Here is a 23,926-nt window from a genome sequence, read left to right on the forward strand (position 1 = left end):
CCGGGGGAGCCCGCCGCCCCGTACAGATGCACCTCCCGCGTACGGAGCGGCAAGCAATGCGGCATCAAGGCGTCACGTCAGCAGTCTCGGAACTCCGGCGACTGATTCAGCAGCTGACTGCGCACCGAGGTGAAGCGTGCCAGCGTGTCGTCCACTGAGGTGTCCAGTGGGAACACCGCCACCCGATGGCAGTTCTGGAAGGCCAGCCGCACACCGAAGTGCCGCTGCAGCGCGCCGCGTATCGCGTCACTCGCGAGCGCACGAAGCAGCTGGCCACGCGCCTGCTCGTCCGGCGGAGGCGTCTGGTTGTCGGCGAAGTTGCCGCCGTCCACCTTCAGCTGAGCCACCAGGGAGCTGATCATCTCCCATGCGTAGGGCAGGGAGGTCCGGACGCAGTCGACGAATTCTGCTTCGTCGACCTCGCCTCGCTCGGCCTTCTCGAGTAGGGCCGGTGAGACGTCGAGCGACATGGGTTCTCCTCTCGCACCCCCAGACCTCGGGGGTTGCCGGACAGGTAAGGGACATTCGCGATATCGAACACTCTGAGTACACGCATCGCGACCTCCCGTTTATACGGTAAGCAACGTACGGTGACGGCACCAGGAGAATGCGCACATAGCGAACTCCCAGTAGGCCCACAATCAGCCACGACCGAACAGGCGTCTTCCAGGGCGAATCGCGTGGACCTCTGCCCGTCGAGTAGCGTTGCGGACCATGCGTCTCGTCATTGCCCGCTGCTCCGTTGACTACGCGGGCCGGCTCACCGCCCATCTCCCGTCGGCCCCCCGTCTCATCCTGGTGAAGGCGGACGGCAGCGTCTCGATCCACGCTGACGACCGGGCCTACAAGCCCCTCAACTGGATGTCGCCGCCCTGCACCCTGAAGGAGGGCTCCGGCGACGAGGAGGGCGTCTGGACCGTCATCAACAAGGCGGGCGAGAAGCTCATCATCACGATGGAGGAAGTCCTCCACGACTCCTCGCACGAACTCGGCGTGGACCCCGGCCTGATCAAGGACGGCGTGGAAGCGCACCTCCAGGAGCTCCTCGCCGACCGCATCGAAACGCTCGGCGAGGGCTACACGCTCATCCGCCGCGAGTACATGACGGCCATCGGCCCCGTCGACATCCTGTGCCGCGACGGCGAGGGCCAGACCGTCGCGATCGAGATCAAGCGCCGCGGCGAGATCGACGGCGTGGAGCAGCTCACCCGCTACCTGGAGCTGCTCAACCGCGACCCGCACCTCGCGCCGGTCCGTGGCGTCTTCGCCGCCCAGGAGATCAAGCCGCAGGCGCGCGTCCTCGCCACGGACCGCGGCATCGGCTGCACGGTGCTGGACTACGACGCGCTGCGGGGCATCGAGGACGACAAGCTGCGGTTGTTCTGATTCGAACGACTTTGACTCAATCGGTCATGTGGTTCACCGGTCAGAAGTGAGGGCCGGGTCCGATGTCGGACCCGGCCCTCACCTTTGTCGTGCTGCTCAGATCACCGAGCCGGCCGGCGACCCGGCGGCACTGCTGCTCGCCGGAACACTCGCGGAAGTGCTGTGCGGGGCGCTGGCAGTGGTGCTCGCGGGGATGCTGGAGGCGGGGCCGCTGGCGGAGTTCGAGGTGGAGGGCGCCGTCGTCGTCGGGGTGGGCGACCCGGAGGACGGCTCCGATGGCGAGGGATCCACCGAAGCCGACGGCGAAGAGCTCGTCGACGGCTTCGGCGAGGTCGTCGGCGGCTTGGTCGTCGGCGGCTTGGTCGTCGACTTGGACGGCGACGTCGACGTACCGCCGCCCCCGTGCGTCCCACTCGGGCCGGCCGAAGGCCGCCCGCTCGTACTCGTCGGCGGCGTCGGGTCGTCCGAGGTCCCGTACGTGCCGTCGGGGCCCGGATCCGTCGGCGTGGTCACCACGCCCGCGTCGCTGTCGCCCCCGCCGCCCTTCTTCGCCTTGTCGGCGCCGAGGCTGTCGTCCTGGCCGCCCTGGCTGGCCGAGGGGTTGACCCCGACCTTCTCGGACGGGTTGTCGGTGTTGTTGTTCGAGGTCGCGCCGAGCGTCACCACGGTGCCGAGCACCGCGACCAGCAGCGCGCCCGCGCCCGCGGCCACCAGGTTGCGCCGGGTGCCGGCCACCAGACGACTGCCCACGCCCACGCGCTTCGACGCCGGACCCGGTTCGAACCGGTTGGTGACCAGCGTCGAGGGCTCCCTGACCGGGGCGGAGAGCACGAACGCGGCCGGTACGCCGCCGGGCGGCGATGCCGACTCCTCGTGTCGCGCGTCGGGCACCTCCTCGCCCGCCGCCGTGCGCCCGCCGGGCAGTACGGCCCCGGAGCGGTCGGCGACCAGCGCGAGGGCCCGGCGGCCCGCGACGGTGCCACGCTTGTCGGCGAGGGCACCGCGCAGCCCGATGGAGGACTCCAGCTCCGCGCGGGCCCGGTCCAGCTGACCGCCGCAGAGCGCGAGGATGCCCAACTCGTGGTGGAAGTAGGCCTGTTCGCCGACCTCGCCGGCGAGCCGGGAGCCCTCAGCGCCGGAGCGCAGCGCGCGCTCCCAGGCGTTCCAGTCCAGTCCCGCGGCGAAGGCGGGCGCGGCCGTGCGGGCCAGCTGCACGGCGACGCTCTCGTCCTGCTCGTCGGCCGGGGCCGTGGTGAGCGGGACCAGGACGGTGAGGGCGGCGAGCACGGCGTCGGCCTCGGCGCAGACCCGTTCCGGGGTGACCGAGGGGTGTCCGGCCCACCAGGTGTAGTGCTGGGCCGCGGAGCGGGCCTGCTCCTCCAGCCCGTCGGCGTATCCGGCGGCCTCCAGCTGGGCCTGCACACCGGCGGCGAGCCGGTAGCGGGAGCCGACCGGGGAGACCAGCGCGCAGCCCGCCAGTTCGGCGAGCGCGGCGTCGGCGTGGGTGTCGTCCACGAGGGCGGGCAGATGCGTCTGGTGCGGCACCTCGCCGCCGAGCGCGATGGCGAAGCGCAGGGTGGCGCGGGCCGACCCGCTCAGGCGGGAGGCGAGCAGCGCGGCGGGCGCGGCCCCCTCGGCGAGCGAGGGCAGCGGTACGTCGTGGCCGTCGGCGGCCTCGAAGGGCGCGTCGACCGGCAGGTCGACCGGGGCGTCCTGGAAGGCGCCGAAGTCGTCGAAGGCGTTCTCCTTGGCCTGCAACTGGTCGCGCTGTCGCAGCAGGGCGCCGGCCTGCATGAAGCGCAGCGGCAGGCCCTCGGACTCGAACCAGAGGTCGCCCGCCCAGTTCGCCTCCTCCTCGGTCAGCACGCGTCCGACGGTCCGCTCCAGGAGCTCGAGCCCGCCGCTGCGGTCGAGTCCGCCGAGGAAGACCTCTTCGAGGAGGGAGTCGGCGGAGGGCGCGGGGACGTCGGGGGTCGCGGCGATGGCGAAGGCGCACTCGGGGGTGGCGTCGAGGAGTTCGTCGAGCGCGGTGCCGCCGATCTCCACGTCGTCGAGGACGACGACCGCTCCGATCCCGTGGACGAGTTCGAGCAGTTCGTCCCGTTCGGGACGGTACAGGGGCGCGTTGTAGACGGCGGCGAACAGGTCGTACAGCAGGTCGGTCGCCGTGCGCCGGTATCCGGAGAGGCGGACGACGCCGTCGGGGGCGAGGTCCGCGCAGTCGTCGGCGACGGCGTCGAGCAGGCTGGTGCGGCCGGAGCCGGCGGGGCCTGTGAGGCGTACGGAACGCCCGCGCGCCAGCAGGCGGACGAGCCGCTCGCGCTCCCCCTGACGCTCCAGGAGCGGCAGTCGGGGCTGGGCGGGGCCCGGCGGTACGGGCGGCAGGGCGGCGCGCGCCAGATCGGCACGCTCGGCGGCGCTGAACTTCGTGGGCCGCTGCGGTCGCTCTCCCGGCGGGCAGACCTCTATCTCGCTGCCGTCGACGGGGTTGACCGTGAGCAGGAAGTCGCCCGAGACGAGTTGGACGGTACGGGCGAGTGCGGGTGTGTGCTGGCCGAGGTCGGCGGTGAGCGCATCACGCGGCGGGCGCGAGCGAGGCGCCTGGCCGTCGTCGTCATGGCCGTACTCTTCGGGTCCCCGGTTGTTCGGGTCCATGTTCCAAGCCCCCCAAAAGCGTCGTGTGCGAATCTTGTCGCCGGGAGTCCGGTGACAAGGACCCAGGCCCCTCCCGGCCTTGCTGCACACCGCGCTGTCGCTTCTGGTCCGGTGCCCGCTCGCAGGGTTTCGGGTGGCGGGCAGCCGAACCCTAAACCTTCGCACAGTATCTCCGACAGGCCGGGGTACCGCGCCGTCCGAGACGTCACAGTCTCGTGAGGATTGTGCGCGAGGTGCCTTTCGCGCGCCGCTCAGGAGGCGTACGCCGGGTCACACCCGGGGCAGTGACTCGACTCCGATGCCGCCCTCGATCGCGAGGATCCGGTGCAGCCGGGTGGCCACCAGCAGGCGCTGCATCTGTGGTGGTACACGGCGCAGCACGAGGCGTCGGCCGCACCGCCCGGCCCTTCGGTGGGCCCCCATGATGACACCGAGCCCGGTGGCGTCCCAGGAGTCCAGCTCGGACAGGTCCAGCACCAGGTCGCCGACTCCGTCGTCGACGGCCGAGTGCAGGACCGTACGGGCGTCCGCCGCGCTGCGTACGTCGAGGCGGCCCCCGACGACCAGCTCGGCGTGGTCGCCCCTGATGTACATATGCGCTCCCCGAGAGTGCGTCTCGTACTCTGCGTCAGTCTCTCTGCGTCAGCGTCGGTCCGCGTTTTGCGTGTGCACCGTCTGACTGGCTTGAGGCGGCAGAGGTTGCCGTCTGTAAGCGAACCGATACCGAATTCACCTCATGGGGTGACACCCCAGAGGCACGTGCGGTTTCCGTGACGAGTGATGCTGGATGACTCACTTGATTCAGTGCTTGTAGAAGCCCTGCCCGCTCTTGCGCCCGATGTCACCGGCGTCAACCATCCGGCGCATCAGCTCCGGCGGGGCGAACTTCTCGTCCTGGGTCTCGGTGTAGATGTTGCCGGTGGCGTGCAGGAGGATGTCGACGCCTGTGAGGTCGGCCGTGGCGAGCGGGCCCATGGCGTGGCCGAAGCCCAGTTTGCAGGCGAGGTCGATGTCCTCGGCGGTGGCCACGCCGGACTCGTACAGCTTGGTGGCCTCGACGACGAGCGCGGAGATGAGCCGGGTCGTCACGAAGCCGGCCACGTCGCGGTTGACGACGATGCAGGTCTTGCCGACGGACTCGGCGAACTCCCGTGCGGTGGCGAGGGTTTCGTCGCTCGTCTTGTAGCCGCGCACCAGTTCGCACAGCTGCATCATCGGCACGGGTGAGAAGAAGTGGACGCCGACGACCCGCTCCGGGCGCTCGGTGGCCGCGGCGATCTTGGTGATCGGGATGGCGGAGGTGTTCGAGGCGAGCACGGTGTCGTCCCGCACGATCTTGTCGAGCGCGCGGAAGATGTCGTGCTTGACCTCGAGCTTCTCGAAGACGGCCTCGACGACGATGTCCGCGTCAGCGGCGGCGTCGAGATCGGTGGTCGCGGTGATCCGGCCGAGCGCGGCGTCGGCGTCGTGCGCCTCCAGCCTGCCCTTGCTCACGAACTTGTCGTAGGAGGCCTTGATGCCGTCGATGCCGCGCGTGAGCGCCTCGTCGGTGACATCCCGCAGAACGACGTCCCAGCCCGCCTGCGCGGACACCTGAGCGATACCGGACCCCATGAGCCCGGCTCCGATGACGGCGAGCTTCCCTGCCACTGTGCGACTCCCCTGACGCGCTGTATATGTCTGCCTCTCGGCCGGACACTAGCGCTCGTGAGGGCCTGTGTGACCGGTAAGTAATGCGTGTCACGGTCTCACGCCGTGAGACGGTCGTCACGTCTCAACTGACGGACTTGGCGATCCTCCCCCGACCGAAGTCAAGGGGATTCCGACCTATGCGGTCGGTGCGTCAATTCCTTGCGGTTTCACGCTGGTTGGCGCTTCACGGAGCTCCTTGTGACCGCAGGCGGTGTACACGAACCTCGCTTGGCTCTTGCGATCGCCCGGATACACATGCGCACAAACAGGGCACGTCGTTGACGTATGAGCAGGATTCACCGTGCGCACCGTGGCACCGGTACGTCGGGCGCAGTCGCGTACCGCCAACTCGATGGAATGCCAGCCTTTGTCCCGGATGGCACGGTTGAGTCCGGGCTTCTGTCGAATCCTGACGCCGGGCTCCACCCCGGATCCCCTGGTAGTGGCGGTCATGGCCGCGGTGTCGAGGTCTTCGAGGACCACGAGGGCATTGCCGTCCACAATCTGACGGGCGCTCCGCGCATGGAAGTCCTGGCGCCGCCGGCCGCGCTCCAGCGACACGGCGGGCGCTTTGACGCCGTCCTCCACCGGAAAGCAGACGTACCAGTGCTTGCCGTCGGGGTCACGGTGGCTGATTTCACCGCGCCGCCGAGCAAGTCCCGGAGCGTCTGCCGCACATAGCCGACCCACGTACCTCGGCGTCGGTACTTCCTGCCCACCGGCATGGTTCACCACCTTCCGTTCCGAGCGCAGCCAGGACTCCACTTGGATCAACGCCGTTCCCGATGCAAGGACACGGGTACGAAGGGAGAACATGCGCACGGAATCGAACGCCTGAGAGGAACGGTGCGCAGGCTCCGAAGCAGTGCTCAGTCACACGTCGGTTCCCCTCGCGAGACCGTCTAAATTGGCCTCATGGTCAATCTGACGCGCATCTACACCAGGACCGGCGACCAGGGCACCACAGCTCTCGGGGACATGAGCCGGGTCGCCAAGACCGATCCCCGGATCTCGGCCTACGCGGACGCCAACGAGGCGAACGCGGTCCTCGGAACGGCGATCGCACTGGGCGGCCTCGACGCGGAGGTCGTCGCGGTCCTCACCCGGGTGCAGAACGACCTCTTCGACGTCGGCGCGGACCTGTCGACCCCGGTGGTCGAGGACCCGAAGTTCCCGCCCCTGCGCGTCGAGCAGTTCTACATCGACAAGCTGGAGGCGGACTGCGACCGCTTCAACGACGAGCTGGAGAAGCTGCGCTCCTTCATCCTGCCCGGCGGCACCCCGGGCGCGGCACTGCTGCACCAGGCGTGCACGGTCGTACGCCGCGCCGAGCGGTCGACATGGGCGGCGCTGGAGGTCCACGGCGACGTCATGAACCCGCTGACCGCCACCTATCTGAACCGGCTCTCCGACCTGCTGTTCATCCTGGCCCGCACCGCGAACAAGGAAGCCGGGGACGTGCTGTGGGTCCCGGGCGGCGAGCGCTAGGGCCTGTCGTGGGTGACCGGGGCGCGTTTGGGTCGGAGCAGATAGGTCAGGGCGATCAGGCCGTGGAGCCCCACCGCCCGTAGCGCCACCCACTGGAAGGCGCGCAGCGACGAGGTGTCGCCGACGCCCACGAACCAGATCGCGCCCTGGAGGAGGGCGCACGCGACGGTCGCCGCGAGGAGGGTGCGGAGCCAGAGGCGGCCCTCGTGGGCGGCCCGCGGCAGGCCGAAGCGCGGGGGCTTCGGCGGGGGCGGGCCGCCGACGAGGCGGTGGGCGGCGTGGCCGTCCAGCCGGCGGATCGTGTAGTGGCCGTACGCGACGGTGAAGCCGATGTAGAGCGCGGCCAGGCCGTGTTCCCAGCTCGGTTCGGCGCCGTTCCTGAGGTCGATCGCCGTCACCACGAAGAGCACCACCTCCAGCAGCGGCTCGCACAGCAGCAGGGCCACGCTGGTGCGGCGCAGCCCCAGCAGATAGCGGACGGCGAGGCCCGCGGCCAGCAGCACCCAGAAGCCGGCCTCGCACGCGACGATCAACCCGACGATCACGGTTCGCTCCTCTCGGTCACCCCTCCAGGCTCGCGTCCGGGGCGGCTCGGATCGTCATCGCCGGTGACGAAGTCCCGGTACATCGAAAGATGCAGTTCCGGACCCTTCCCGGGCATCACGCGGTGAGCCGGTGCGCCGTGTTGGATGGAGTCATGGACGGAGTCATGGCCGGGCGACTGCCCCGCCCCCACCGCGACGACGTGGGCATCGCGGTCGGCGGACTGCTCGGCGGGCTCTTCCTGTGGAGCGTCGGTCTCTACAGCCGTAGGCCGGACGATCCGATGTCCCGTGCGGACCAGGGCTGGGCCGTCCTGGTGCCGCTGGCCGTGATGGCCTGCTGCGAACTGCTGCGCCGGACACGGCCGCGCACCGCCCTGCTCGTGGGCACCCTCGCGCTCGTCGCCGACCTGCTGACCCGCGGCAGCCTGGCCACCGTCGTGATGTTCACGGACCTGGTCTACGCGGCCGTCCTGTACGGCTCCCCCGGCGCGGCCCGCCGCATCCCCTGGATCACCGGGTTGATCACGGTGATCGCGACCGTGTGGCCGGTCGCGGCCTGGCACAAGCCGGAGGGGCTGCTGATCGGCGCGTTCACCGGCCTGGTGACGTTCACCCCCGCCGCCACCGGCTTGATCGTCCGCAACCACCGCGACACCGCCGTCGCCGAACGGCTGCGCGCCGAACAGACGACTCTGCTCGCCGAGATGGACCGCGCCCACGCCGTCACCGCCGAACGGGCCCGGATGGCACGGGAGTTGCACGACATGGTGGCCAACCATCTCTCCGCGATCGCGATCCACTCCACGGCCGCGCTCTCCATCGACGACCCGAGCACGTCCAAGGACGCGCTCACCGTCATCCGTGAGAACAGCGTCGAGGGGCTCGCCGAGATGCGCCGGCTGATCGGGATCCTGCGCGACGGCAGCGGTGAGCGCGAGCCGTCCGCCGCCCCCACCCTCGACGGACTCGGCGCCCTGGTGGCCGGCGCCCGCACCAACGGACTCGACGTCACCCTCACCACCGAGCACGGCAAGGTGCCCGCCCCGGTCGAACTCGCCGCCTACCGCATCGTCCAGGAGTCGCTGACCAACGCCCTCAAGCACGCGCCCGAGGGCCGTGTCGCGGTGACGCTCACCCAGCGGGACGGCTCGCTCACCATCGCGGTGACCAGTGCGTACGGCGCTCCGAGCGGCCCCCGCGCCCCCGGTTCCGGCGCCGGTCTGGTGGGGATGCGGGAGCGGGCCGACCTGCTGGGCGGCAGCTTCGAGGCGGGGCCCGAGCCCTCCCCCGACAGCGGGAACGTCAAGAACGGCAAGGGTGGAAAGGACGGCAAGGACGACGCGATCTGGGCCGTACGCGCCACTCTGCCTCTCGTCCAAGGAGAACCCGAATGATCCGCGTGCTCGTCGCCGAGGACCAGTCCGCCGTACGCGCCGGGCTCGTCCTCATCCTGCGCAGCGCGCCCGACATCGAGGTGGTCGGCGAGGCCGCGGACGGCGAGCAGGCGGTCGCGCTCGCCCGCGAACTCCGCCCGGACCTGGTCCTGATGGATGTGCAGATGCCCCGGCTCGACGGGGTGTCCGCCACTCGTCAGGTCGTCGCCGAGCAGCTCGCCGACGTGCTCGTACTCACCACCTTCGACCTCGACGAGTACGTCTTCGGGGCGCTGCGCGCGGGCGCCTCCGGGTTTCTACTGAAGAACACGGAGGCGAGGGACCTGCTGGTGGCGGTGCGGACGGTGGCGAGCGGCGAGGGGCTGATCGCCCCGGCCGTGACGCGTCGGCTGATCGCCGAGTTCGCCGCGAAGCCGGTTCGGGAGCCGAGCGCCGACCCGGCCGTGCTCGACGCGCTGACGCGCCGGGAGCGGGAAGTGCTGTCCTGCCTGGGTGAGGGGCTCTCCAACGCGGAGATCGCGGGCCGGCTGGACATGGCGGAAGCGACGGTGAAGACCCACGTCAGCCGTCTGCTGGGGAAGCTGGAGCTGCGGAGCAGGGTCCAAGCGGCCGTGCTGGCCCAGGAGTTGGGAGTCTGACCCACCTCGCGGGTGCACTGGTCCAGACCTATTGACCTATGGTCCAGACCTTTCTATTCTCGCCGCACTGCGCTTAGCCATGCCCACGACACCCCCGAGGAGAGGCATCATGCGCTTCAGAACCAGAGTCCGACAGCGAACCGTGGCAGGACTCACCACCTTGCTGCTTCCGCTCGCCGCCCTCGTCGGGCTCGCGAGCCCCGCCTCGGCAGCCACCTCCGCCACCGCCACGTACACCAAGACCCAGGACTGGGGTACGGGCTTCGAAGGCAAGTGGACGGTCACCAACACCGGTACCACCAGCATCAGTTCCTGGACGATCGGCTGGGACTTCCCCTCCGGTACGTCCGTCACCTCGGCCTGGGACGCGGACGTCACCTCCTCCGGCACCCACTGGACCGCCAAGAACAAGTCCTACAACGGCACCCTCGCCGCGGGCGCCTCCGTCTCCTTCGGCTTCAACGGCGCCGGCACCGGATCTCCGTCCAACTGCACGCTCAACGGCGGTAGTTGTGACGGTGGCGGCACTGTCCCCGGCGACAACCCGCCGAGCGCGCCAGGCACCCCCACCGCCTCCGCGATCACCGACACCTCGGTGAAGCTCTCCTGGAGCGCGGCCACCGACGACAAGGGCATCAAGAACTACGACGTCCTGCGAGGCGGCGCCAAGGTCGCCACCGTGACCACGACCTCGTACACGGACACCGGTCTGACCGCCGGCACCGACTACTCGTACACCGTCCAGGCCCGTGACACCGCCGACCAGACCGGTCCGGTCAGCGCCGCGGTCGCGGTGCACACCACCGGTGGCGGCACCACCCCGCCGCCCACCGGCAACGCCGTCAAACTCGGCTACTTCACCGAGTGGGGCATCTACGGCCGCAACTACAACGTCAAGAACCTGGTGACGTCCGGCTCGGCCGCCAAGATCACGCACATCAACTACGCCTTCGGCAACGTCACCAATGGCCAGTGCGCGATCGGCGACTCCTACGCCGACTACGACAAGGCCTTCACCGCCGACCAGTCGGTCAGCGGTGTCGCCGACACCTGGGACCAGCCGCTGCGCGGCAACTTCAACCAACTGCGCGAGCTCAAGGCCAAGTACCCGAACATCAAGATCCTCTGGTCCTTCGGCGGCTGGACCTGGTCCGGCGGCTTCGCCCAGGCCGCGGCCAACCCGACCGCGTTCGCCCAGTCCTGCTACAACCTGGTCGAGGACCCGCGCTGGGCCGACGTCTTCGACGGCATCGACATCGACTGGGAGTACCCGAACGCCTGCGGTCTGTCCTGCGACACCAGCGGCGCCGCGGCCTACAAGAACCTGATGCAGGCACTGCGCGCCAAGTTCGGCACGGGCAACCTGGTCACCGCGGCCACCACGGCCGACGGCACCTCCGGCGGCAAGATCGACGCCGCCGACTACGCGGGCGCCTCGAGTTACGTCGACTGGTACAACGTGATGACGTACGACTTCTTCGGCGCCTTCGACGCGGACGGCCCGACCGCCCCGCACTCCCCGCTCACCTCGTACAGCGGCATCCCGACGCCCGGCTTCACCACGGCCGACGCGATCGCCAAGTTCAAGGCGAAGGGCGTGCCCGCGAGCAAGCTGCTGATCGGTATCGGCTTCTACGGGCGCGGCTGGACGGGCGTCACCCAGGACGCGCCGGGCGGCACGGCCACGGGGCCGGCGCCGGGAACGTACGAGCAGGGCATCGAGGACTACAAGGTGCTGAAGACGTCCTGCCCGGCCACCGGCACGATCGCCGGGACGGCGTACGCGCACTGCGGCAGCAACTGGTGGTCCTACGACACCCCGGCGACCATCGGCACGAAGATGGCCTGGGCCAAGAGCCAGGGCCTGGGCGGTGCGTTCTTCTGGGAGTTCAGCGGAGACACCAGCAACGGGGAACTGGTGAGCGCCCTCACCAGCGGGATCGGATAGCCCCTAGGCCACGTTGACGCTCCCCCAGACTTCGTCCGGGGGGACCCCCACCCAGCGAGTGAGTGTGGCCTTTCAGGCCACATTCACTCGCTGTCCGGGCGGGGCTGCCTCCAGCCACGCGAGGAAACCGGTCAGCGCGTCCTCGCTCATCGCCAGTTCCAGGCGGGTGCCCCGGTGCACACAGGCCAGGATGATCGCGTCGGAGAGCAGAGCGAGCTCCTCCTCGCCGTCCGGGGTGCGGCGGCCGGCCACCTCGATCGCCGAGCGTTCCAGGACGCGGCGCGGGCGGGGGGAGTACGAGAAGACGCGGTACCACTCGATGCGGTCGCCGTTGTAGCGGGCGACGCCGTAGCCCCAGCCTTTTCCGTTGGGGTCGCTCTTCTCCGGGACGTCCCAGCGCAGGCTGCAGTCGAAGGTGCCCCCGGAGCGCTGGATCAGCCGGCGGCGGAGGCCGAAGACGAACAGCCCCACCACCACGAGCGCCACTACCAATCCGCACACAGTCAGAGCGAGGACCATCGACACCGACCTCCTCGTCTCCTAGGTAACGGAAAAGAAAAAACCTCCGCATTTGCCTCAGCCGCGGCGGGGACCGGAGTGATCCGGTCCCCGCCGCGGCTGAGGCAAAGCATCACACAGCGCGGCGACTCAGCGCGCCGACACCGCCCGCAGACGGACGTCCGCGCGGCGCTCGGCGGAGGCATCACCCTCCGCCTTCGCGCGCTCGAGCTCCCGCTCCACGCGCTGGACGTCGATCTCGTCCGACAGCTCGGCGATCTCGGCCAGCAGTGACAGCTTGTTGTCGGCGAACGAGACGAAACCGCCGTGCACCGCGGCGACGACCGTTCCACCATCACTCGTACGGATGGTCACCGGGCCCGACTCCAGCACACCGAGCAGCGGCTGGTGACCGGGCATGACGCCGATGTCGCCGGACGTGGTACGCGCGACGACCAGGGTGGCCTCGCCGGACCAGACACTGCGGTCCGCGGCGACGAGCTCGACGTGCAGCTCAGCAGCCAAGGTGGGCTCCTCGGGTCACCACCCGGCATGGCCGCCGGGTGTTGGGTCAAAGTCTAATGGGCGTACGGAGGGGGACGGGACGCGCCCCGCGAGGTGCGGTCCCGTCCCCCTCCTTCACGAACACGAGTTCCTCAGGAACCGGAGTCCCTCAGGTACGCGAGATTCAGGAGACGCCGAGCTCCTTGGCGTTGGCCTTGAGGTCCTCAATGCCACCGCACAGGAAGAACGCCTGCTCCGGGAAGTGGTCGTACTCACCGTCGATGATCGCGTTGAAGGCCACGATCGACTCGTCCAGCGGGACGTCCGACCCGTCGACGCCGGTGAACTGCTTGGCGACGTGGGTGTTCTGGGACAGGAAGCGCTCCACGCGACGGGCGCGGTGGACAGTGAGCTTGTCCTCCTCGCCGAGCTCGTCGATACCGAGGATCGCGATGATGTCCTGGAGGTCCTTGTACTTCTGGAGGACCGACTTGACGCGCATGGCGGCGTTGTAGTGGTCCGCCGCGATGTAGCGCGGGTCCAGGATGCGGGACGTGGAGTCCAGCGGGTCCACTGCCGGGTAGATGCCCTTCTCGGAGATCGGACGGGACAGAACCGTCGTCGCGTCGAGGTGGGCGAACGTGGTGGCCGGGGCCGGGTCGGTCAGGTCGTCCGCGGGGACGTAGATCGCCTGCATCGAGGTGATCGAGTGACCACGGGTCGAGGTGATGCGCTCCTGGAGGAGACCCATCTCGTCGGCCAGGTTCGGCTGGTAGCCCACCGCGGAGGGCATGCGGCCGAGCAGGGTCGAGACCTCGGAACCGGCCTGCGTGAAGCGGAAGATGTTGTCGATGAAGAACAGCACGTCCTGGTTCTGGACGTCACGGAAGTACTCCGCCATCGTCAGACCCGCCAGGGCCACGCGCAGACGGGTGCCCGGGGGCTCGTCCATCTGACCGAAGACAAGCGCGGTCTTGTCGATGACGCCCGAGTCCGACATCTCCTCGATGAGGTCGTTGCCCTCACGGGTGCGCTCACCGACACCGGCGAACACGGAGACACCGTCGTGGTTGTTGGCGACGCGGTAGATCATCTCCTGGATGAGCACCGTCTTGCCGACACCGGCACCACCGAACAGACCGATCTTTCCACCCTTGACGTACGGGGTGAGAAGGTCGATGACCTTGACGCCGGTCTCGAACATCTCGGTCTTCGACTCGAGCTCGTCGAAGCGCGGGGCCTTGCGGTGGATGGACCAGCGCTCGCCCTCGTACTTCTCGTCGGAGTTCAGCACCTCACCGAGGGTGTTGAACACCTTGCCCTTGGTGAAGTCGCCGACCGGAACGGTGATGCCCGTGCCGGTGTCGGTGACCGCGGCCTGGCGGACCAGACCGTCGGTGGGCTGCATGGAGATCGTGCGGACCAGGCCGTCACCCAGGTGCTGGGCGACCTCCAGGGTCAGCGTCTTCTTCTCGCCGTCCTTGGCCGGGTCGGCCACCTCGACGTGAAGGGCGTTGTAGATGTCCGGCATCGCGTCGACGGGGAACTCCACGTCGACGACCGGGCCGATGACCCGGGCGACGCGGCCCGTGGCAACGGCCGTCTCAGAAGTCGTCGTCATTACTTGTCACTCCCCGCGGTCGCGTCGGCAAGGGCTGCGGACCCACCGACGATCTCGCTGATTTCCTGGGTGATTTCGGCCTGGCGGGCCGCATTGGCAAGACGGGAGAGCGTGGTGATCAGGTCTCCCGCGTTGTCGGTCGCCGACTTCATCGCGCGGCGGGTGGCGGCGTGCTTGGAGGCAGCCGACTGGAGCAGCGCGTTGTAGATACGGCTCTCGACGTACCGGGGCAGCAGGGCGTCGAGGACGTCCTCCGCCGACGGCTCGAACTCGTACAGCGGAAGGATCTCGCCCTTGGGCGCCTCTTCCGCGACCTCTTCGAGGCGCAGTGGCAGCAGGCGGCCGTCGACCGCGTTCTGCGTCATCATCGACACGAACTCGGTGTAGACGATGTGGAGTTCATCCACGCCGCCGTCAGCCGTCGCCGTTTCGATGGCCTCGATGAGCGGCGCCGCGACCTTCTTGGCGTCCGCGTAAGTGGGCTCGTCGGTGAAACCCGACCACGACTCCACGACCTTGCGCTCGCGGAAGTTGTAGTGGGCCAGACCGCGGCGGCCGACGATGTACGTGTCGACCTCCTTGCCCTCCGCCTCAAGACGGGCGGTCAACAGCTCCGCCGCCTTGATGGCGTTGGAGTTGAAGGCGCCGGCCAGTCCGCGGTCGCTCGTGAGGAGCAGCACCGCGGAACGGGTCGCCGACTCCGCCTCCGTGGTCAGCGGGTGCTTGGTGTTCGAGCCGGTGCCGACCGCCGTGACCGCGCGGGTGAGCTCGGTCGCGTACGGCGCGGAGGCCGCCACCTTGCGCTGCGCCTTGACGACGCGCGAGGCGGCGATCATCTCCATCGCCTTGGTGATCTTCTTGGTCGCGGTGACGGATCGGATGCGACGCTTGTAGACCCGGAGCTGGGCTCCCATGAGTCAGGTCCCTTCCTTACGTCACTTGGCCGCGGCCGGAACGTCTTCGCCGAGAAGCTTGCCGTCCGAGGTCTCGAACTGCTTCTTGAAGTCCGCGATGGCGTCGGCGATGGCCGTGAGGGTGTCGTCCGACATCTTGCCGCCCTCCTTGATGGAGGTCATGAGGCCCTGCTCCTTGCGGTGCAGGTACTCCAGGAGCTCCTTCTCGAAGCGGCGGATGTCGGCGACCGGCACCTCGTCCATCTTGCCGGTGGTCGCGGACCACACGGAGACGACCTGGTCCTCGGTGGCCATCGGCTGGTACTGAGCCTGCTTGAGCAGCTCGACCAGGCGCTGACCGCGCTCCAGCTGGGACTTCGACGCGGCGTCCAGGTCGGAACCGAAGGCGGCGAACGCCTCCAGCTCGCGGTACTGGGCCAGGTCGAGGCGAAGACGGCCGGAGACCTGCTTCATCGCCTTGTGCTGGGCGGAGCCACCGACGCGGGAGACCGAGATACCGACGTTCAGGGCCGGACGCTGGCCGGCGTTGAACAGGTCGGACTCCAGGAAGCACTGGCCGTCGGTGATGGAGATGACGTTGGTCGGGATGAACGCCGACACGTCGTTCGCCTTGGTCTCGACGATCGGCAGACCCGTCATCGAACCGGCGCCCAGGTCGTCGGAGAGCTTCGCGCAGCGCTCCAGCAGACGGGAGTGCAGGTAGAAGACGTCACCGGGGTAGGCCTCGCGCCCCGGCGGACGGCGGAGCAGCAGGGACACGGCGCGGTAGGCGTCGGCCTGCTTCGAGAGGTCGTCGAAGATGATGAGGACGTGCTTGCCCTCGTACATCCACTGCTGACCGATGGCCGAACCGGTGTACGGCGCAAGGTACTTGAAGCCGGCCGGGTCGGACGCCGGGGCGGCGACGATGGTCGTGTACTCCAGCGCGCCGGCCTCTTCGAGGGCGCCACGCACGGAGGCGATGGTCGAACCCTTCTGACCGATGGCGACGTAGATGCAGCGGACCTGCTTCTTGGTGTCGCCCGAGCGCCAGTTGTCGCGCTGGTTGATGATCGTGTCGACGGCCAGCGCGGTCTTGCCGGTCTGACGGTCGCCGATGACCAGCTGACGCTGGCCACGGCCGATCGGGGTCATCGCGTCGACGGCCTTGTAGCCGGTCTCCATCGGCTCGTGCACCGACTTGCGGACCATGACGCCCGGGGCCTGCAGCTCGAGGGCGCGGCGGCCGGTGGTCTCGATCTCGCCGAGGCCGTCGATCGGGTTGCCGAGCGGGTCGACGACGCGGCCGAGGTAGCCCTCGCCCACGGCGACGGACAGCACCTCACCGGTGCGCTGCACCGGCTGGCCCTCCTCGATACCGCTGAACTCTCCGAGGACGACCGCACCGATCTCGCGCTCTTCCAGGTTCAGCGCGAGACCGAGGGTTCCGTCCTCGAACTTCAGCAGCTCGTTCGCCATCGCCGAGGGAAGGCCCTCGATCTTGGCGATACCGTCGCCGGCGACGGTGACCGTACCGACCTCCTCGCGCGAGGCCGCGTCCGGCTTGTACGACTGGACAAAGTTCTCCAGCGCGTCCCGGATCTCCTCCGGCCGGATCGTGAGCTCCGCCATCTGGGTTCCCTGCTCTCCTTGTTGGGCCCGAAGTTTTCTTGGGGGGTCTGGGGTCAGCCCCCAGGAATCCTCTGCACGGCCCAACCAGGGCCGTATGTACTACGTGGTTACGCGTATTGAGTTGCTACTGGCCGACGATGCGGCGGCGCGCGTCCTCGAGTCGGTCCGCGACGGCACCGTCGATGATCTCGTCGCCGACCTGCACCCGGATCCCGCCGACGACCTCGGGGTCCACGTCGAGGTTGAGGTGCATCGGACGGCCGTAGAGCTTCGCCAGAGCGGCGCCGAGGCGCTGCTTCTGTCCGTCGCTCAGCGGGACCGCCGAGGTGACGACGGCGACCATGCGGTTGCGGCGCTCGGCGGCGAGCTTGGACAGGGACTCGAGTCCCGCCTCCAGGCTACGTCCCCGGGGCGCGGCCACAAGGCGCGTCACCAGGCGTTCGGTGGTCGGGTTGGCCCGGCCACCGAGCAGGCTGTGCAGCAGCTCGCCCTTGGCCGCCTTGGAGGCGGTGCGGTCGGTCAGCGCGGCGCGCAGCTCGGTGTTCGAAGAGACGATCCGACCGAAGCGGAACAGTTCGTCCTCGACGTCGTCGAGCGCGTTCGCCCGCTGGGCGGCCGTGAGGTCGGCGATGCTCGCCAGCTCCTCCAGCGTGTCCACCAGGTCACGCGGCTGCGACCAGCGCGAGCGCACCAGGCCGGCCACCAGGTCCGCGGTCGGCCCGCCGACCTGGCCGCCGAGCAGGCGCTGGGCCAGCTCGGCCTTGGCCTCGCCGGCCTGCGCCGGGTCGGTCAGGACCCGACGCAGCGACACCTCGCGGTTGAGCAGCGCGGTGACGGCGGCCAGCTCGTCGGCGAGCTGGACCGCGTCCACGGACGTCGAGTCCGTCAGCGCATCGAGACGCTCACGAGCTGCAGCGAGGGCCTCGCGGCTTGCTCCGTGTGCGGTCATCGAGTCGCCTCGGCCTTCTCCTCGAGCTCGTCGAGGAAGCGGTCGATGACACGGCTCTGCCGGGCGTGGTCCTCGAGGGACTCACCGACGAGCTTGCCGGCCAGGTCGGTGGCGAGCTTGCCCACGTCCTGGCGCAGCGCCTGCGAGGCGGCCTTGCGGTCGGCCTCGAGCTGCGAGTGACCGGCGGCGATGATCTCCTCGCGCTGCCGCTGGCCTTCCGCACGCATGTCGGCGATGAGCGTGGCGCCCTGCTCCTGCGCCTCCTGGCGCAGACGCGCGGCCTCGTGCCGGGCCTCAGCGAGCTGGGCCTTGTACTGCTCCAGCACGCTCTGGGCTTCGACCTTCATGGCGTCGGCCTCTTCGATACCGCCTTCGATCGCCGCGCGGCGCTCTTCCAGAACCTTGTTGATGTTCGGGAGGAGCTTCTTCCAGAAGAAGAAGAACACGATGGCGAAGGCGATGGTGCCGACGAGCAGCTCGGGGCCGGCCGGGATGAGCGGGTTCTGCTCTTCCTCGGCTGCGAGAGCAACCAGGTTGGCGATCACATCAGTGCCTTTCGTCGAAAAGTGTCAGGTGGCTAGTGCTTAGCGACCGAACACGAACGGCATGACGATGCCGATGAGGGCGAGCGCCTCACAGAAGGCGAAGCCGAGGATCTGGTTGGCACGGATCAGGCCGGCAGCTTCGGGCTGACGGGCCAGGGCCTGGGTGCCGTTACCGAAGATGATGCCGACGCCGACGCCGGGGCCGATGGCGGCGAGGCCGTAGCCGATGGAACCGAGCGAACCCGTGACAGCGGCGAGGGTCTCAGTGGCAGCCATGCTGAATCTTCCTTCTCTTTCTTGGACCGGCGGGGGTTGGCCACCGGACGTTCTGGGGCTTGCGGGGGGCGGTGACTCAGTGGTGCTCGGCGAGCGCGCCCTGGAGGTACGAACAGGCCAGCAGCACGAAGACGTACGCCTGGACGGCCTGCACGAAAAGCTCGAAGAGGATCATGATGATGGTCATCACGAACGACACACCGGCCGCCGGGATCATCCAGCTGTTCAGCAGGTACCAGGAGGCGACCGTGAACATGACCAGCATCAGGTGGCCGGCGAACATGTTGGCGAAGAGTCGGACCGCGTGCGTGAAGGGTCGGACGAAGATGTTCGAGAGGAACTCGATGACCATCACGAGGGGCAGCACCCCGCCGAGCGACTTGTCGTAGCCCGTCACGTTCTTGAAGAAGCCGACGAAGCCGTGGCGCTTGAACGTGACCGAGATCCAGAGGATCCAGACCAGCGCGGCCAGTACCACCGGGAAGGCGAAGACCGACGAGACCGGGAACTGGGCCAGCGGGATCACGGACCAGATGTTCATGATCCAGATGAAGAAGAACAGCGAGACCATCAGCGGGACGTACTTCTCGCCCTCGCGCTTGCCGAGCGTCTCGTAGACGATGCCGCGGCGCACGAAGTCGTATCCGGCCTCACCGACCATCTGCAGCTTGCCCGGGATCACCTTGGCCTTGCCGAAGGCCGCCCAGAAGAAGGCGACGACAAGGATGGAGGTGAGGAGGGCGAGCAGCATGACCTTGTTGAACTCGAACCCCCCGACCGTGGCGAGCGGCTTGAAGAGGAACGAGTGCAGGCCCGGAGCCGGAAAGCCACACCCGTTGTCGGACATGATCCGACAGCTCCAGTCAAAGGCGAGCTGGGTCTGGTCAGCACTCACCACGGGCTCCTTCGGCGTGACGCATAGGTACGGCAACCTCGTTGTGTCGGCGCGGCGCGCAGCCGCGGTTCGGCACTGGACTGGTGTAACGGATGTGAGGGCGGCTGTGGGGCATCAAGCCTCGCGATTGAGCAGGCGTCAGCTCAGATGCCCGCGCCCGCGATGCCGCAGTTGGCACCGGACGATAGCAGGATCTCCCACATGGCTTTATCCCGGCCCTACCCCTCACGACGAGGACCCTGATTTCTCGGGCTTCTCGCTCTTCTTCTCGGGTTCGGGGTCGACATAGAAGATCTTGGCCTTCATGTGTGCCCGCGCCTGCGCCGCCATCCACACGACGGTCGCGAGGACGAGGCCGACCGCGAACGCCCTGGGGTTGAACAGAGACGTGTTCTTGAAGAGTGCCACGAAGATCAGGAGCAGCAGGAGCTGGGCCACGTAGAGCATCAGGCCCATGGCCTGGAACAGCTGCGGGAGCGTTTTTGCCGTCCACTGCAGGACGTAGAGGCCGATCCCCATGAAGAGGATGGCCAGCAGTGTGCCGATGCCCGCGCCGAGCGCGCCTTTGCCACCCGCGACCACGCCACTGACGGCGACGGCGATCACGCCGACAGCCGCTGTGGGGACAGCGGTGTGCAATAGGTTCCGGGCGTCATTGGACGGCATGGCGGCAACTCCGCTTGCTTCGGGGGCAGGGTGTCGTCATGGACGAGCGTAGTCCCGGGCTGAGAGAGAACCTCACGCCAAGGGGCCGTCTCACTACGGTCCTTCGGCTCTATCCCGGGTTCTCGTGAACCGTATCACAAACTATTTGATGCGGTCTTTACCTAGAAGGTGTGCTCGCCGTCACACATGAGAGTGAACCTGCGCGTTTGTGCAATATCGAGGGCGACATGTCTGGTATTGACGCGGTTTGCCGGTGATCCCTCTTGCAGAATTCTTACTTTGCGTCAGCGTGAAGATTCGGCTTTGCGCCCCTCCGGGAAGCGCGCGCGGGGCCCAATTGCCGTCGCTCCGTTGACTCCTGAGACACCCGTGGTGACCGGGGAACGGTGTTCGCGCACACCCTCTTCCCGCTCCTGGGCCGCCTTCTCGTGGGACGTCGGCTCCTCGTACGCGACGGAGGCCACGGCCGCCTCCGCATCGGCCGCCAGGGCGACCCTGCGACGACGGCGGTAGCGCGGCGGCACCAGGTTCTCGGCCCAGCGCGGGGCACGCGGCGTGAAGCGCGGCAGCAGGAGCAGTACGAGACCCACCGCGCTGAGCGCCGCGATGCCGAGCACGATCCACATGGACGCCGAGTTCACCGAGAAGGCGAGCGCTCCGAAGGCGATCAGCGCCGACCAGAAGTACATGATCAGGACGGCCCTGCTGTGCGAGTGGCCGACCTCCAGGAGGCGGTGGTGCAGGTGGCCGCGGTCGGCGGCGAAGGGCGACTGACCGCGCCAGGTGCGCCGCACGATGGCGAGCACCAGGTCGGCGGCCGGGACCGCGATGATCGTCAGCGGCAGCAGCAGCGGGATGTAGACCGGCACCGTCTGGTGCACGGTGTTGCGCTCCGAGCCGGAGAACAGGTTCATCGCGTCCGGGTCGATCTGCCCGGTGATGGAGATCGCGCCGGCGGCCAGCACCAGGCCGATCAGCATCGAGCCGGAGTCACCCATGAAGATCCGGGCGGGGTGCATGTTGTGCGGCAGGAAGCCCAGACACATGCCCATGAGGATCGACGCGAAGAGGGTCGCCGGGGCGGCGGCCTCGATGCCGTAGCTGTACCAGATGCGGTACGCGTACAGGAAGAACGCGGCGGAGGCGATGCACACCATGCCGGCGGCGAGACCGTCGAGGCCGTCGACGAAGTTCACCGCGTTGATCGTGATGACGACCAGCGCCACGGTGAGCAGGGTGCCCTGCCACTGGGTCAGCGCGACCAGGCCGACGCCGGGGATGGGCAGCCACAGGATCGTCAGACCCTGCATGACCATCACACCCGCGGCGATCATCTGGCCGCCCAGTTTGATGAGGGCGTCGATCTCGAACTTGTCGTCCAGGACACCGATCAGCCAGATCAGCGCGGCGCCGGAGAGCAGTGCGCGGGGCTCGTTGGAGTCCGAGAAGACCGCGTTGAGGTTCCGCAGATGGTCGGCGACCAGCAGACCGGCGCACAGACCGAAGAACATCGCGATGCCACCGAGCCGTGGCGTGGGTTCCCGGTGCACGTCACGTGCCCGGATCTGCGGCATGGCTCCGGCCACGATCGCGAACTTCCGTACCGGCCCTGTCAGCAGATACGTCACCGCGGCCGTGATGCAGAGCGTCAGCAGATATTCACGCACGGGCTTCCCCACAGGTCTCGCTGGCCATCTCAGCCCCACACCCTAGCGATGCGCGCATATGGTTGGGGACTTCCGGGTAGCGACGATGGTTGCACGAGTGGCTGTGCACACGTGTGCGTGTACCCCTCACTCGTCCGGATAGGGCGGAAATCTCCCGGCCAGATCCCTTACTTCTTCACGTGCCCGCTTGCTGTCGGCCTCGTCCCGCAGCACGGCCGCGAACAACTTCGCGACCTGCGACATCTCCGCCTCGCCCATCCCCTGCGTGGTCAGCGCGGCCGTGCCGAGGCGCAGGCCGCGGATGTCGCCGTGCGGCAGCGCGCAGGTGTCGAGGACCATTCCGGCGGCGGCCAGCCGGCCGCGCGCGCTGCGTCCGTCGAGACCGAGCGGAGCGGTGTCCGCGGTGAGCATGTGGGTGTCGGTCCCCCCGGTGGTGAGGGCGAGCCCCTCCGCGGCCAGCCCCTCGGCCAGCACCTTCGCGTTGGCGACCACCTGGTGCGCGTACACCGCGAACGCGGGGGTCGCGGCCTCGCCGAACGCGACGGCCTTGGCGGCGATGGTGTGCATCTGGGCGCCGCCCTGGGTGAAGGGGAACACGGCCCGGTCGACCCGCTCGGCCAGCTCGCCGCCACAGAGGATCATGCCGCCGCGGGGGCCGCGCAGGACCTTGTGCGTGGTGGCGCAGACGACATCGGCGTACGGCACCGGACTGGGCGCCGCTCCCCCGGCGACCAGGCCGATGGGGTGGGCGGCGTCGGCGATGAGATAGGCGCCGACCTCGTCGGCGATCGCCCGGAAGAGCGCGTAGTCGATGTGCCGGGGGTAGGAGATCGCCCCGCAGACGATGGCCTTCGGCCGGTGCGTACGGGCCAGTGTGCGCACCTGCTCGTAGTCGATGAGCCCGCTCTCCGCCTCCACCCCGTACCCGACGAAGTCGAACCAGCGGCCGGAGAAGTTCGCGGGCGACCCGTGCGTGAGATGGCCACCGAACGGCAGGCCCATGGCCAGGACCGTGTCCCCCGGCCGCAGCAGGGCGGCGTACGTGGCGAGGACGGCCGAGGATCCGGAGTGGGACTGCACGTTGGCGTGCTCGGCGCCGAAGAGGGCCTTGGCGCGCTCGACGGCGAGGCGCTCGGCGACGTCGACGATCTCGCAGCCGCCGTGGTGGCGTGCGCCGGGATACCCCTCGGCGTACTTGTTCGCCAGCGGCGACCCGAGGGCGGTCAGCACCGCCTTCGACGTGAAGTTCTCGGCCGCGATCAGCTGGAGCGTCGTCGACTGCCGCGCCAGCTCCCCCATCAGGATCTCGGCGAGCTCCGGGTCCTGCAGACGCAGAACATCCGCTTCCAGCGTTTGTGTGACCGGCATGGTGGACTCCGGGCCTCGGCAGGGTGCGCTACGTCCAATGTAGAACCGGGACCGGTGGGACGCCCGGTATTACGGCCTATCGGGCGCTCCACGAAAAAACGCCCACAGCAACCACCCGCGTAGAGCGGCAGCGGCCCGCACCAGAGCGCGGGCACGTTCGACCACACCGTCCTCCAGCGGAGGGAGCGTGGCCGGGGCCCAATCCCCCACGCGTTCCGTCCGTCGAACCCCCACCGCAGGGCGGATCAGGCTCGCGCGCGAACCCCGGTCAGCGCCGTCACCACCGGATCCAGTGCCTCATTGATCTCGTCGCCGATCGAGCGGAAGAACGGCAAGGGCGCGCCGTACGGGTCGAAGACCTCGTCCGCCTCCGCCGTGGGCGCCAACAGCCACCCGCGCAGAGCGGCAGCGGCCCGCACCAGAGCGCGGGCACGTTCGACCACACCGTCCTCCAGCGGAGGAAGCGTGGCCGGGGCCCAATCCCCCACGCGCCCCTCGCACCGCTCGGCCCCGGCGGGCCTCCCTGGCTTCGGGCCGCTGCGCCGGACTCCGTCCGTCGAACCCCCACCACAGGGCGGATCAGGCTCGCGCGCGAACCCCGGTCAGCGCCGTCACCACCGGATCCAGTGCCTCATTGATCTCGTCGCCGATCGAGCGGAAGAACGG

23 protein-coding genes and 2 pseudogenes are annotated in these 23,926 nt (G+C 68.9%); 5 read left to right on the forward strand and 20 right to left on the reverse strand.

What is annotated here, in order from left to right; translation table 11 throughout:
* Positions 1-77: 77 nt before the first annotated feature.
* The gene (locus ACZ7M3_RS42565) at positions 78-470 is read right to left on the reverse strand and encodes an SCO5389 family protein (RefSeq protein WP_067369067.1); all 393 of its coding nucleotides are present in this window, start codon (positions 468-470) and stop codon (positions 78-80) included.
* 244 nt (positions 471-714) lie between these two features.
* Here ACZ7M3_RS42565 and nucS point away from each other — a divergent pair, with 244 nt between their 5' ends.
* The gene (gene nucS / locus ACZ7M3_RS42570) at positions 715-1,386 is read left to right on the forward strand and encodes an endonuclease NucS (RefSeq protein WP_060901300.1); all 672 of its coding nucleotides are present in this window, start codon (positions 715-717) and stop codon (positions 1,384-1,386) included.
* 96 nt (positions 1,387-1,482) lie between these two features.
* Here the strand turns inward: nucS and ACZ7M3_RS42575 are convergent, their stop codons facing one another.
* The 4 genes from ACZ7M3_RS42575 to ACZ7M3_RS42590 form a co-directional block, all read right to left on the reverse strand.
* A complete protein-coding gene (locus ACZ7M3_RS42575) occupies positions 1,483-4,041 on the reverse strand; it encodes an ATP-binding protein (protein ID WP_472070947.1) in 2,559 nt (852 codons plus the stop codon).
* Between the two features lie 270 nt (positions 4,042-4,311).
* Entirely contained in the window at positions 4,312-4,635 is a 324-nt protein-coding gene (locus ACZ7M3_RS42580) for an STAS domain-containing protein (RefSeq protein ID WP_030596935.1), read from the reverse strand.
* A 207-nt stretch (positions 4,636-4,842) separates the two neighbouring features.
* Positions 4,843-5,691 carry a 3-hydroxyacyl-CoA dehydrogenase family protein gene (locus ACZ7M3_RS42585; RefSeq protein WP_054233213.1) on the reverse strand — a complete coding sequence of 283 codons (849 nt, stop codon included), beginning with the start codon at positions 5,689-5,691 and terminating at the stop codon, positions 4,843-4,845.
* Between the two features lie 177 nt (positions 5,692-5,868).
* A complete protein-coding gene (locus ACZ7M3_RS42590; RefSeq protein ID WP_472071058.1) occupies positions 5,869-6,498 on the reverse strand; it encodes a zinc ribbon domain-containing protein in 630 nt (209 codons plus the stop codon).
* Between the two features lie 150 nt (positions 6,499-6,648).
* Between ACZ7M3_RS42590 and ACZ7M3_RS42595 the strand changes: the two genes are divergently transcribed.
* Positions 6,649-7,221, forward strand: a complete 573-nt coding sequence (locus ACZ7M3_RS42595; RefSeq protein WP_472070949.1) for a cob(I)yrinic acid a,c-diamide adenosyltransferase — start codon at positions 6,649-6,651, stop codon at positions 7,219-7,221.
* Here the strand turns inward: ACZ7M3_RS42595 and ACZ7M3_RS42600 are convergent.
* Positions 7,218-7,766 carry a hypothetical protein gene (locus ACZ7M3_RS42600; RefSeq protein WP_472070951.1) on the reverse strand — a complete coding sequence of 183 codons (549 nt, stop codon included), beginning with the start codon at positions 7,764-7,766 and terminating at the stop codon, positions 7,218-7,220. The two genes, ACZ7M3_RS42595 and ACZ7M3_RS42600, sit on opposite strands and share 4 nt — an antisense overlap.
* Positions 7,767-7,930: 164 nt before the next feature.
* Between ACZ7M3_RS42600 and ACZ7M3_RS42605 the strand changes: the two genes are divergently transcribed.
* From ACZ7M3_RS42605 to ACZ7M3_RS42615, 3 genes are all read left to right on the forward strand, one after another.
* Positions 7,931-9,160 (forward strand): sensor histidine kinase, encoded by a 1,230-nt coding sequence (locus tag ACZ7M3_RS42605; RefSeq protein WP_472071060.1) that lies wholly within the window; start codon positions 7,931-7,933, stop codon positions 9,158-9,160.
* Positions 9,157-9,798: a response regulator gene (locus tag ACZ7M3_RS42610; protein ID WP_095852570.1), complete on the forward strand. Its 642-nt coding sequence runs from the start codon at positions 9,157-9,159 to the stop codon at positions 9,796-9,798. The genes ACZ7M3_RS42605 and ACZ7M3_RS42610 overlap by 4 nt, the downstream gene beginning before the upstream one ends.
* Positions 9,799-9,907: 109 nt before the next feature.
* Positions 9,908-11,746 carry a glycosyl hydrolase family 18 protein gene (locus ACZ7M3_RS42615; protein ID WP_472070953.1) on the forward strand — a complete coding sequence of 613 codons (1,839 nt, stop codon included), beginning with the start codon at positions 9,908-9,910 and terminating at the stop codon, positions 11,744-11,746.
* A 72-nt stretch (positions 11,747-11,818) separates the two neighbouring features.
* Here ACZ7M3_RS42615 and ACZ7M3_RS42620 read toward each other — a convergent pair whose 3' ends face one another.
* From ACZ7M3_RS42620 to ACZ7M3_RS42685, 14 genes and pseudogenes are all read right to left on the reverse strand, one after another.
* Positions 11,819-12,265 carry a DUF2550 domain-containing protein gene (locus ACZ7M3_RS42620; RefSeq protein WP_054233219.1) on the reverse strand — a complete coding sequence of 149 codons (447 nt, stop codon included), beginning with the start codon at positions 12,263-12,265 and terminating at the stop codon, positions 11,819-11,821.
* Between the two features lie 129 nt (positions 12,266-12,394).
* Positions 12,395-12,769: a F0F1 ATP synthase subunit epsilon gene (locus ACZ7M3_RS42625; protein WP_067369037.1), complete on the reverse strand. Its 375-nt coding sequence runs from the start codon at positions 12,767-12,769 to the stop codon at positions 12,395-12,397.
* A 163-nt stretch (positions 12,770-12,932) separates the two neighbouring features.
* Positions 12,933-14,369: a F0F1 ATP synthase subunit beta gene (atpD, locus tag ACZ7M3_RS42630; RefSeq protein WP_472070955.1), complete on the reverse strand. Its 1,437-nt coding sequence runs from the start codon at positions 14,367-14,369 to the stop codon at positions 12,933-12,935.
* The gene (locus ACZ7M3_RS42635; protein ID WP_267062849.1) at positions 14,369-15,283 is read right to left on the reverse strand and encodes a F0F1 ATP synthase subunit gamma; all 915 of its coding nucleotides are present in this window, start codon (positions 15,281-15,283) and stop codon (positions 14,369-14,371) included. Before ACZ7M3_RS42635 ends, atpD begins: the two co-directional genes overlap by 1 nt.
* A 21-nt stretch (positions 15,284-15,304) precedes the next feature.
* Entirely contained in the window at positions 15,305-16,894 is a 1,590-nt protein-coding gene (gene atpA, locus ACZ7M3_RS42640) for a F0F1 ATP synthase subunit alpha (protein WP_472070957.1), read from the reverse strand.
* A gap of 124 nt (positions 16,895-17,018) precedes the next feature.
* A complete protein-coding gene (locus ACZ7M3_RS42645; protein WP_472070959.1) occupies positions 17,019-17,843 on the reverse strand; it encodes a F0F1 ATP synthase subunit delta in 825 nt (274 codons plus the stop codon).
* Positions 17,840-18,388: a F0F1 ATP synthase subunit B gene (locus ACZ7M3_RS42650; RefSeq protein WP_067369019.1), complete on the reverse strand. Its 549-nt coding sequence runs from the start codon at positions 18,386-18,388 to the stop codon at positions 17,840-17,842. The genes ACZ7M3_RS42645 and ACZ7M3_RS42650 overlap by 4 nt, the downstream gene beginning before the upstream one ends.
* Before the next feature lie 39 nt (positions 18,389-18,427).
* Complete coding sequence (locus tag ACZ7M3_RS42655; RefSeq protein ID WP_045558932.1) at positions 18,428-18,664, reverse strand: ATP synthase subunit c family protein; 237 nt, start codon at positions 18,662-18,664, stop codon at positions 18,428-18,430.
* 76 nt (positions 18,665-18,740) lie between these two features.
* Entirely contained in the window at positions 18,741-19,511 is a 771-nt protein-coding gene (gene atpB / locus ACZ7M3_RS42660) for a F0F1 ATP synthase subunit A (protein WP_355487037.1), read from the reverse strand.
* Positions 19,512-19,784: 273 nt separating this feature from the next.
* A complete protein-coding gene (locus tag ACZ7M3_RS42665) occupies positions 19,785-20,225 on the reverse strand; it encodes a hypothetical protein (RefSeq protein WP_095852578.1) in 441 nt (146 codons plus the stop codon).
* Between the two features lie 284 nt (positions 20,226-20,509).
* The gene (locus ACZ7M3_RS42670; protein ID WP_472070961.1) at positions 20,510-21,892 is read right to left on the reverse strand and encodes an MraY family glycosyltransferase; all 1,383 of its coding nucleotides are present in this window, start codon (positions 21,890-21,892) and stop codon (positions 20,510-20,512) included.
* A gap of 126 nt (positions 21,893-22,018) precedes the next feature.
* Positions 22,019-23,260 carry a serine hydroxymethyltransferase gene (locus tag ACZ7M3_RS42675; RefSeq protein ID WP_472070963.1) on the reverse strand — a complete coding sequence of 414 codons (1,242 nt, stop codon included), beginning with the start codon at positions 23,258-23,260 and terminating at the stop codon, positions 22,019-22,021.
* 245 nt (positions 23,261-23,505) lie between these two features.
* Positions 23,506-23,733: pseudogene (locus ACZ7M3_RS42680) on the reverse strand (protein-tyrosine-phosphatase); the annotation flags it as partial.
* Between the two features lie 106 nt (positions 23,734-23,839).
* Positions 23,840-23,926, reverse strand: a pseudogene (locus ACZ7M3_RS42685) (protein-tyrosine-phosphatase); the annotation flags it as partial.

This window comes from Streptomyces sp. NPDC111656 (assembly GCF_055656965.1).

Bases quoted from the DNA above. Each gene is read 5' to 3' on its own strand.
- ACZ7M3_RS42565 (WP_067369067.1), bottom strand. From the start codon at position 470: ATGTCGCTCGACGTCTCACCGGCCCTACTCGAGAAGGCCGAGCGAGGC.
- nucS (WP_060901300.1), top strand. From the start codon at position 715: ATGCGTCTCGTCATTGCCCGCTGCTCCGTTGACTACGCGGGCCGGCTC.
- ACZ7M3_RS42575 (WP_472070947.1), bottom strand. From the start codon at position 4,041: ATGGACCCGAACAACCGGGGACCCGAAGAGTACGGCCATGACGACGAC.
- ACZ7M3_RS42580 (WP_030596935.1), bottom strand. From the start codon at position 4,635: ATGTACATCAGGGGCGACCACGCCGAGCTGGTCGTCGGGGGCCGCCTC.
- ACZ7M3_RS42595 (WP_472070949.1), top strand. From the start codon at position 6,649: ATGGTCAATCTGACGCGCATCTACACCAGGACCGGCGACCAGGGCACC.
- ACZ7M3_RS42605 (WP_472071060.1), top strand. From the start codon at position 7,931: ATGGCCGGGCGACTGCCCCGCCCCCACCGCGACGACGTGGGCATCGCG.
- ACZ7M3_RS42610 (WP_095852570.1), top strand. From the start codon at position 9,157: ATGATCCGCGTGCTCGTCGCCGAGGACCAGTCCGCCGTACGCGCCGGG.
- ACZ7M3_RS42615 (WP_472070953.1), top strand. From the start codon at position 9,908: ATGCGCTTCAGAACCAGAGTCCGACAGCGAACCGTGGCAGGACTCACC.
- ACZ7M3_RS42620 (WP_054233219.1), bottom strand. From the start codon at position 12,265: ATGGTCCTCGCTCTGACTGTGTGCGGATTGGTAGTGGCGCTCGTGGTG.
- atpD (WP_472070955.1), bottom strand. From the start codon at position 14,369: ATGACGACGACTTCTGAGACGGCCGTTGCCACGGGCCGCGTCGCCCGG.
- ACZ7M3_RS42635 (WP_267062849.1), bottom strand. From the start codon at position 15,283: ATGGGAGCCCAGCTCCGGGTCTACAAGCGTCGCATCCGATCCGTCACC.
- atpA (WP_472070957.1), bottom strand. From the start codon at position 16,894: ATGGCGGAGCTCACGATCCGGCCGGAGGAGATCCGGGACGCGCTGGAG.
- ACZ7M3_RS42645 (WP_472070959.1), bottom strand. From the start codon at position 17,843: ATGACCGCACACGGAGCAAGCCGCGAGGCCCTCGCTGCAGCTCGTGAG.
- ACZ7M3_RS42655 (WP_045558932.1), bottom strand. From the start codon at position 18,664: ATGGCTGCCACTGAGACCCTCGCCGCTGTCACGGGTTCGCTCGGTTCC.
- atpB (WP_355487037.1), bottom strand. From the start codon at position 19,511: ATGTCCGACAACGGGTGTGGCTTTCCGGCTCCGGGCCTGCACTCGTTC.
- ACZ7M3_RS42665 (WP_095852578.1), bottom strand. From the start codon at position 20,225: ATGCCGTCCAATGACGCCCGGAACCTATTGCACACCGCTGTCCCCACA.
- ACZ7M3_RS42675 (WP_472070963.1), bottom strand. From the start codon at position 23,260: ATGCCGGTCACACAAACGCTGGAAGCGGATGTTCTGCGTCTGCAGGAC.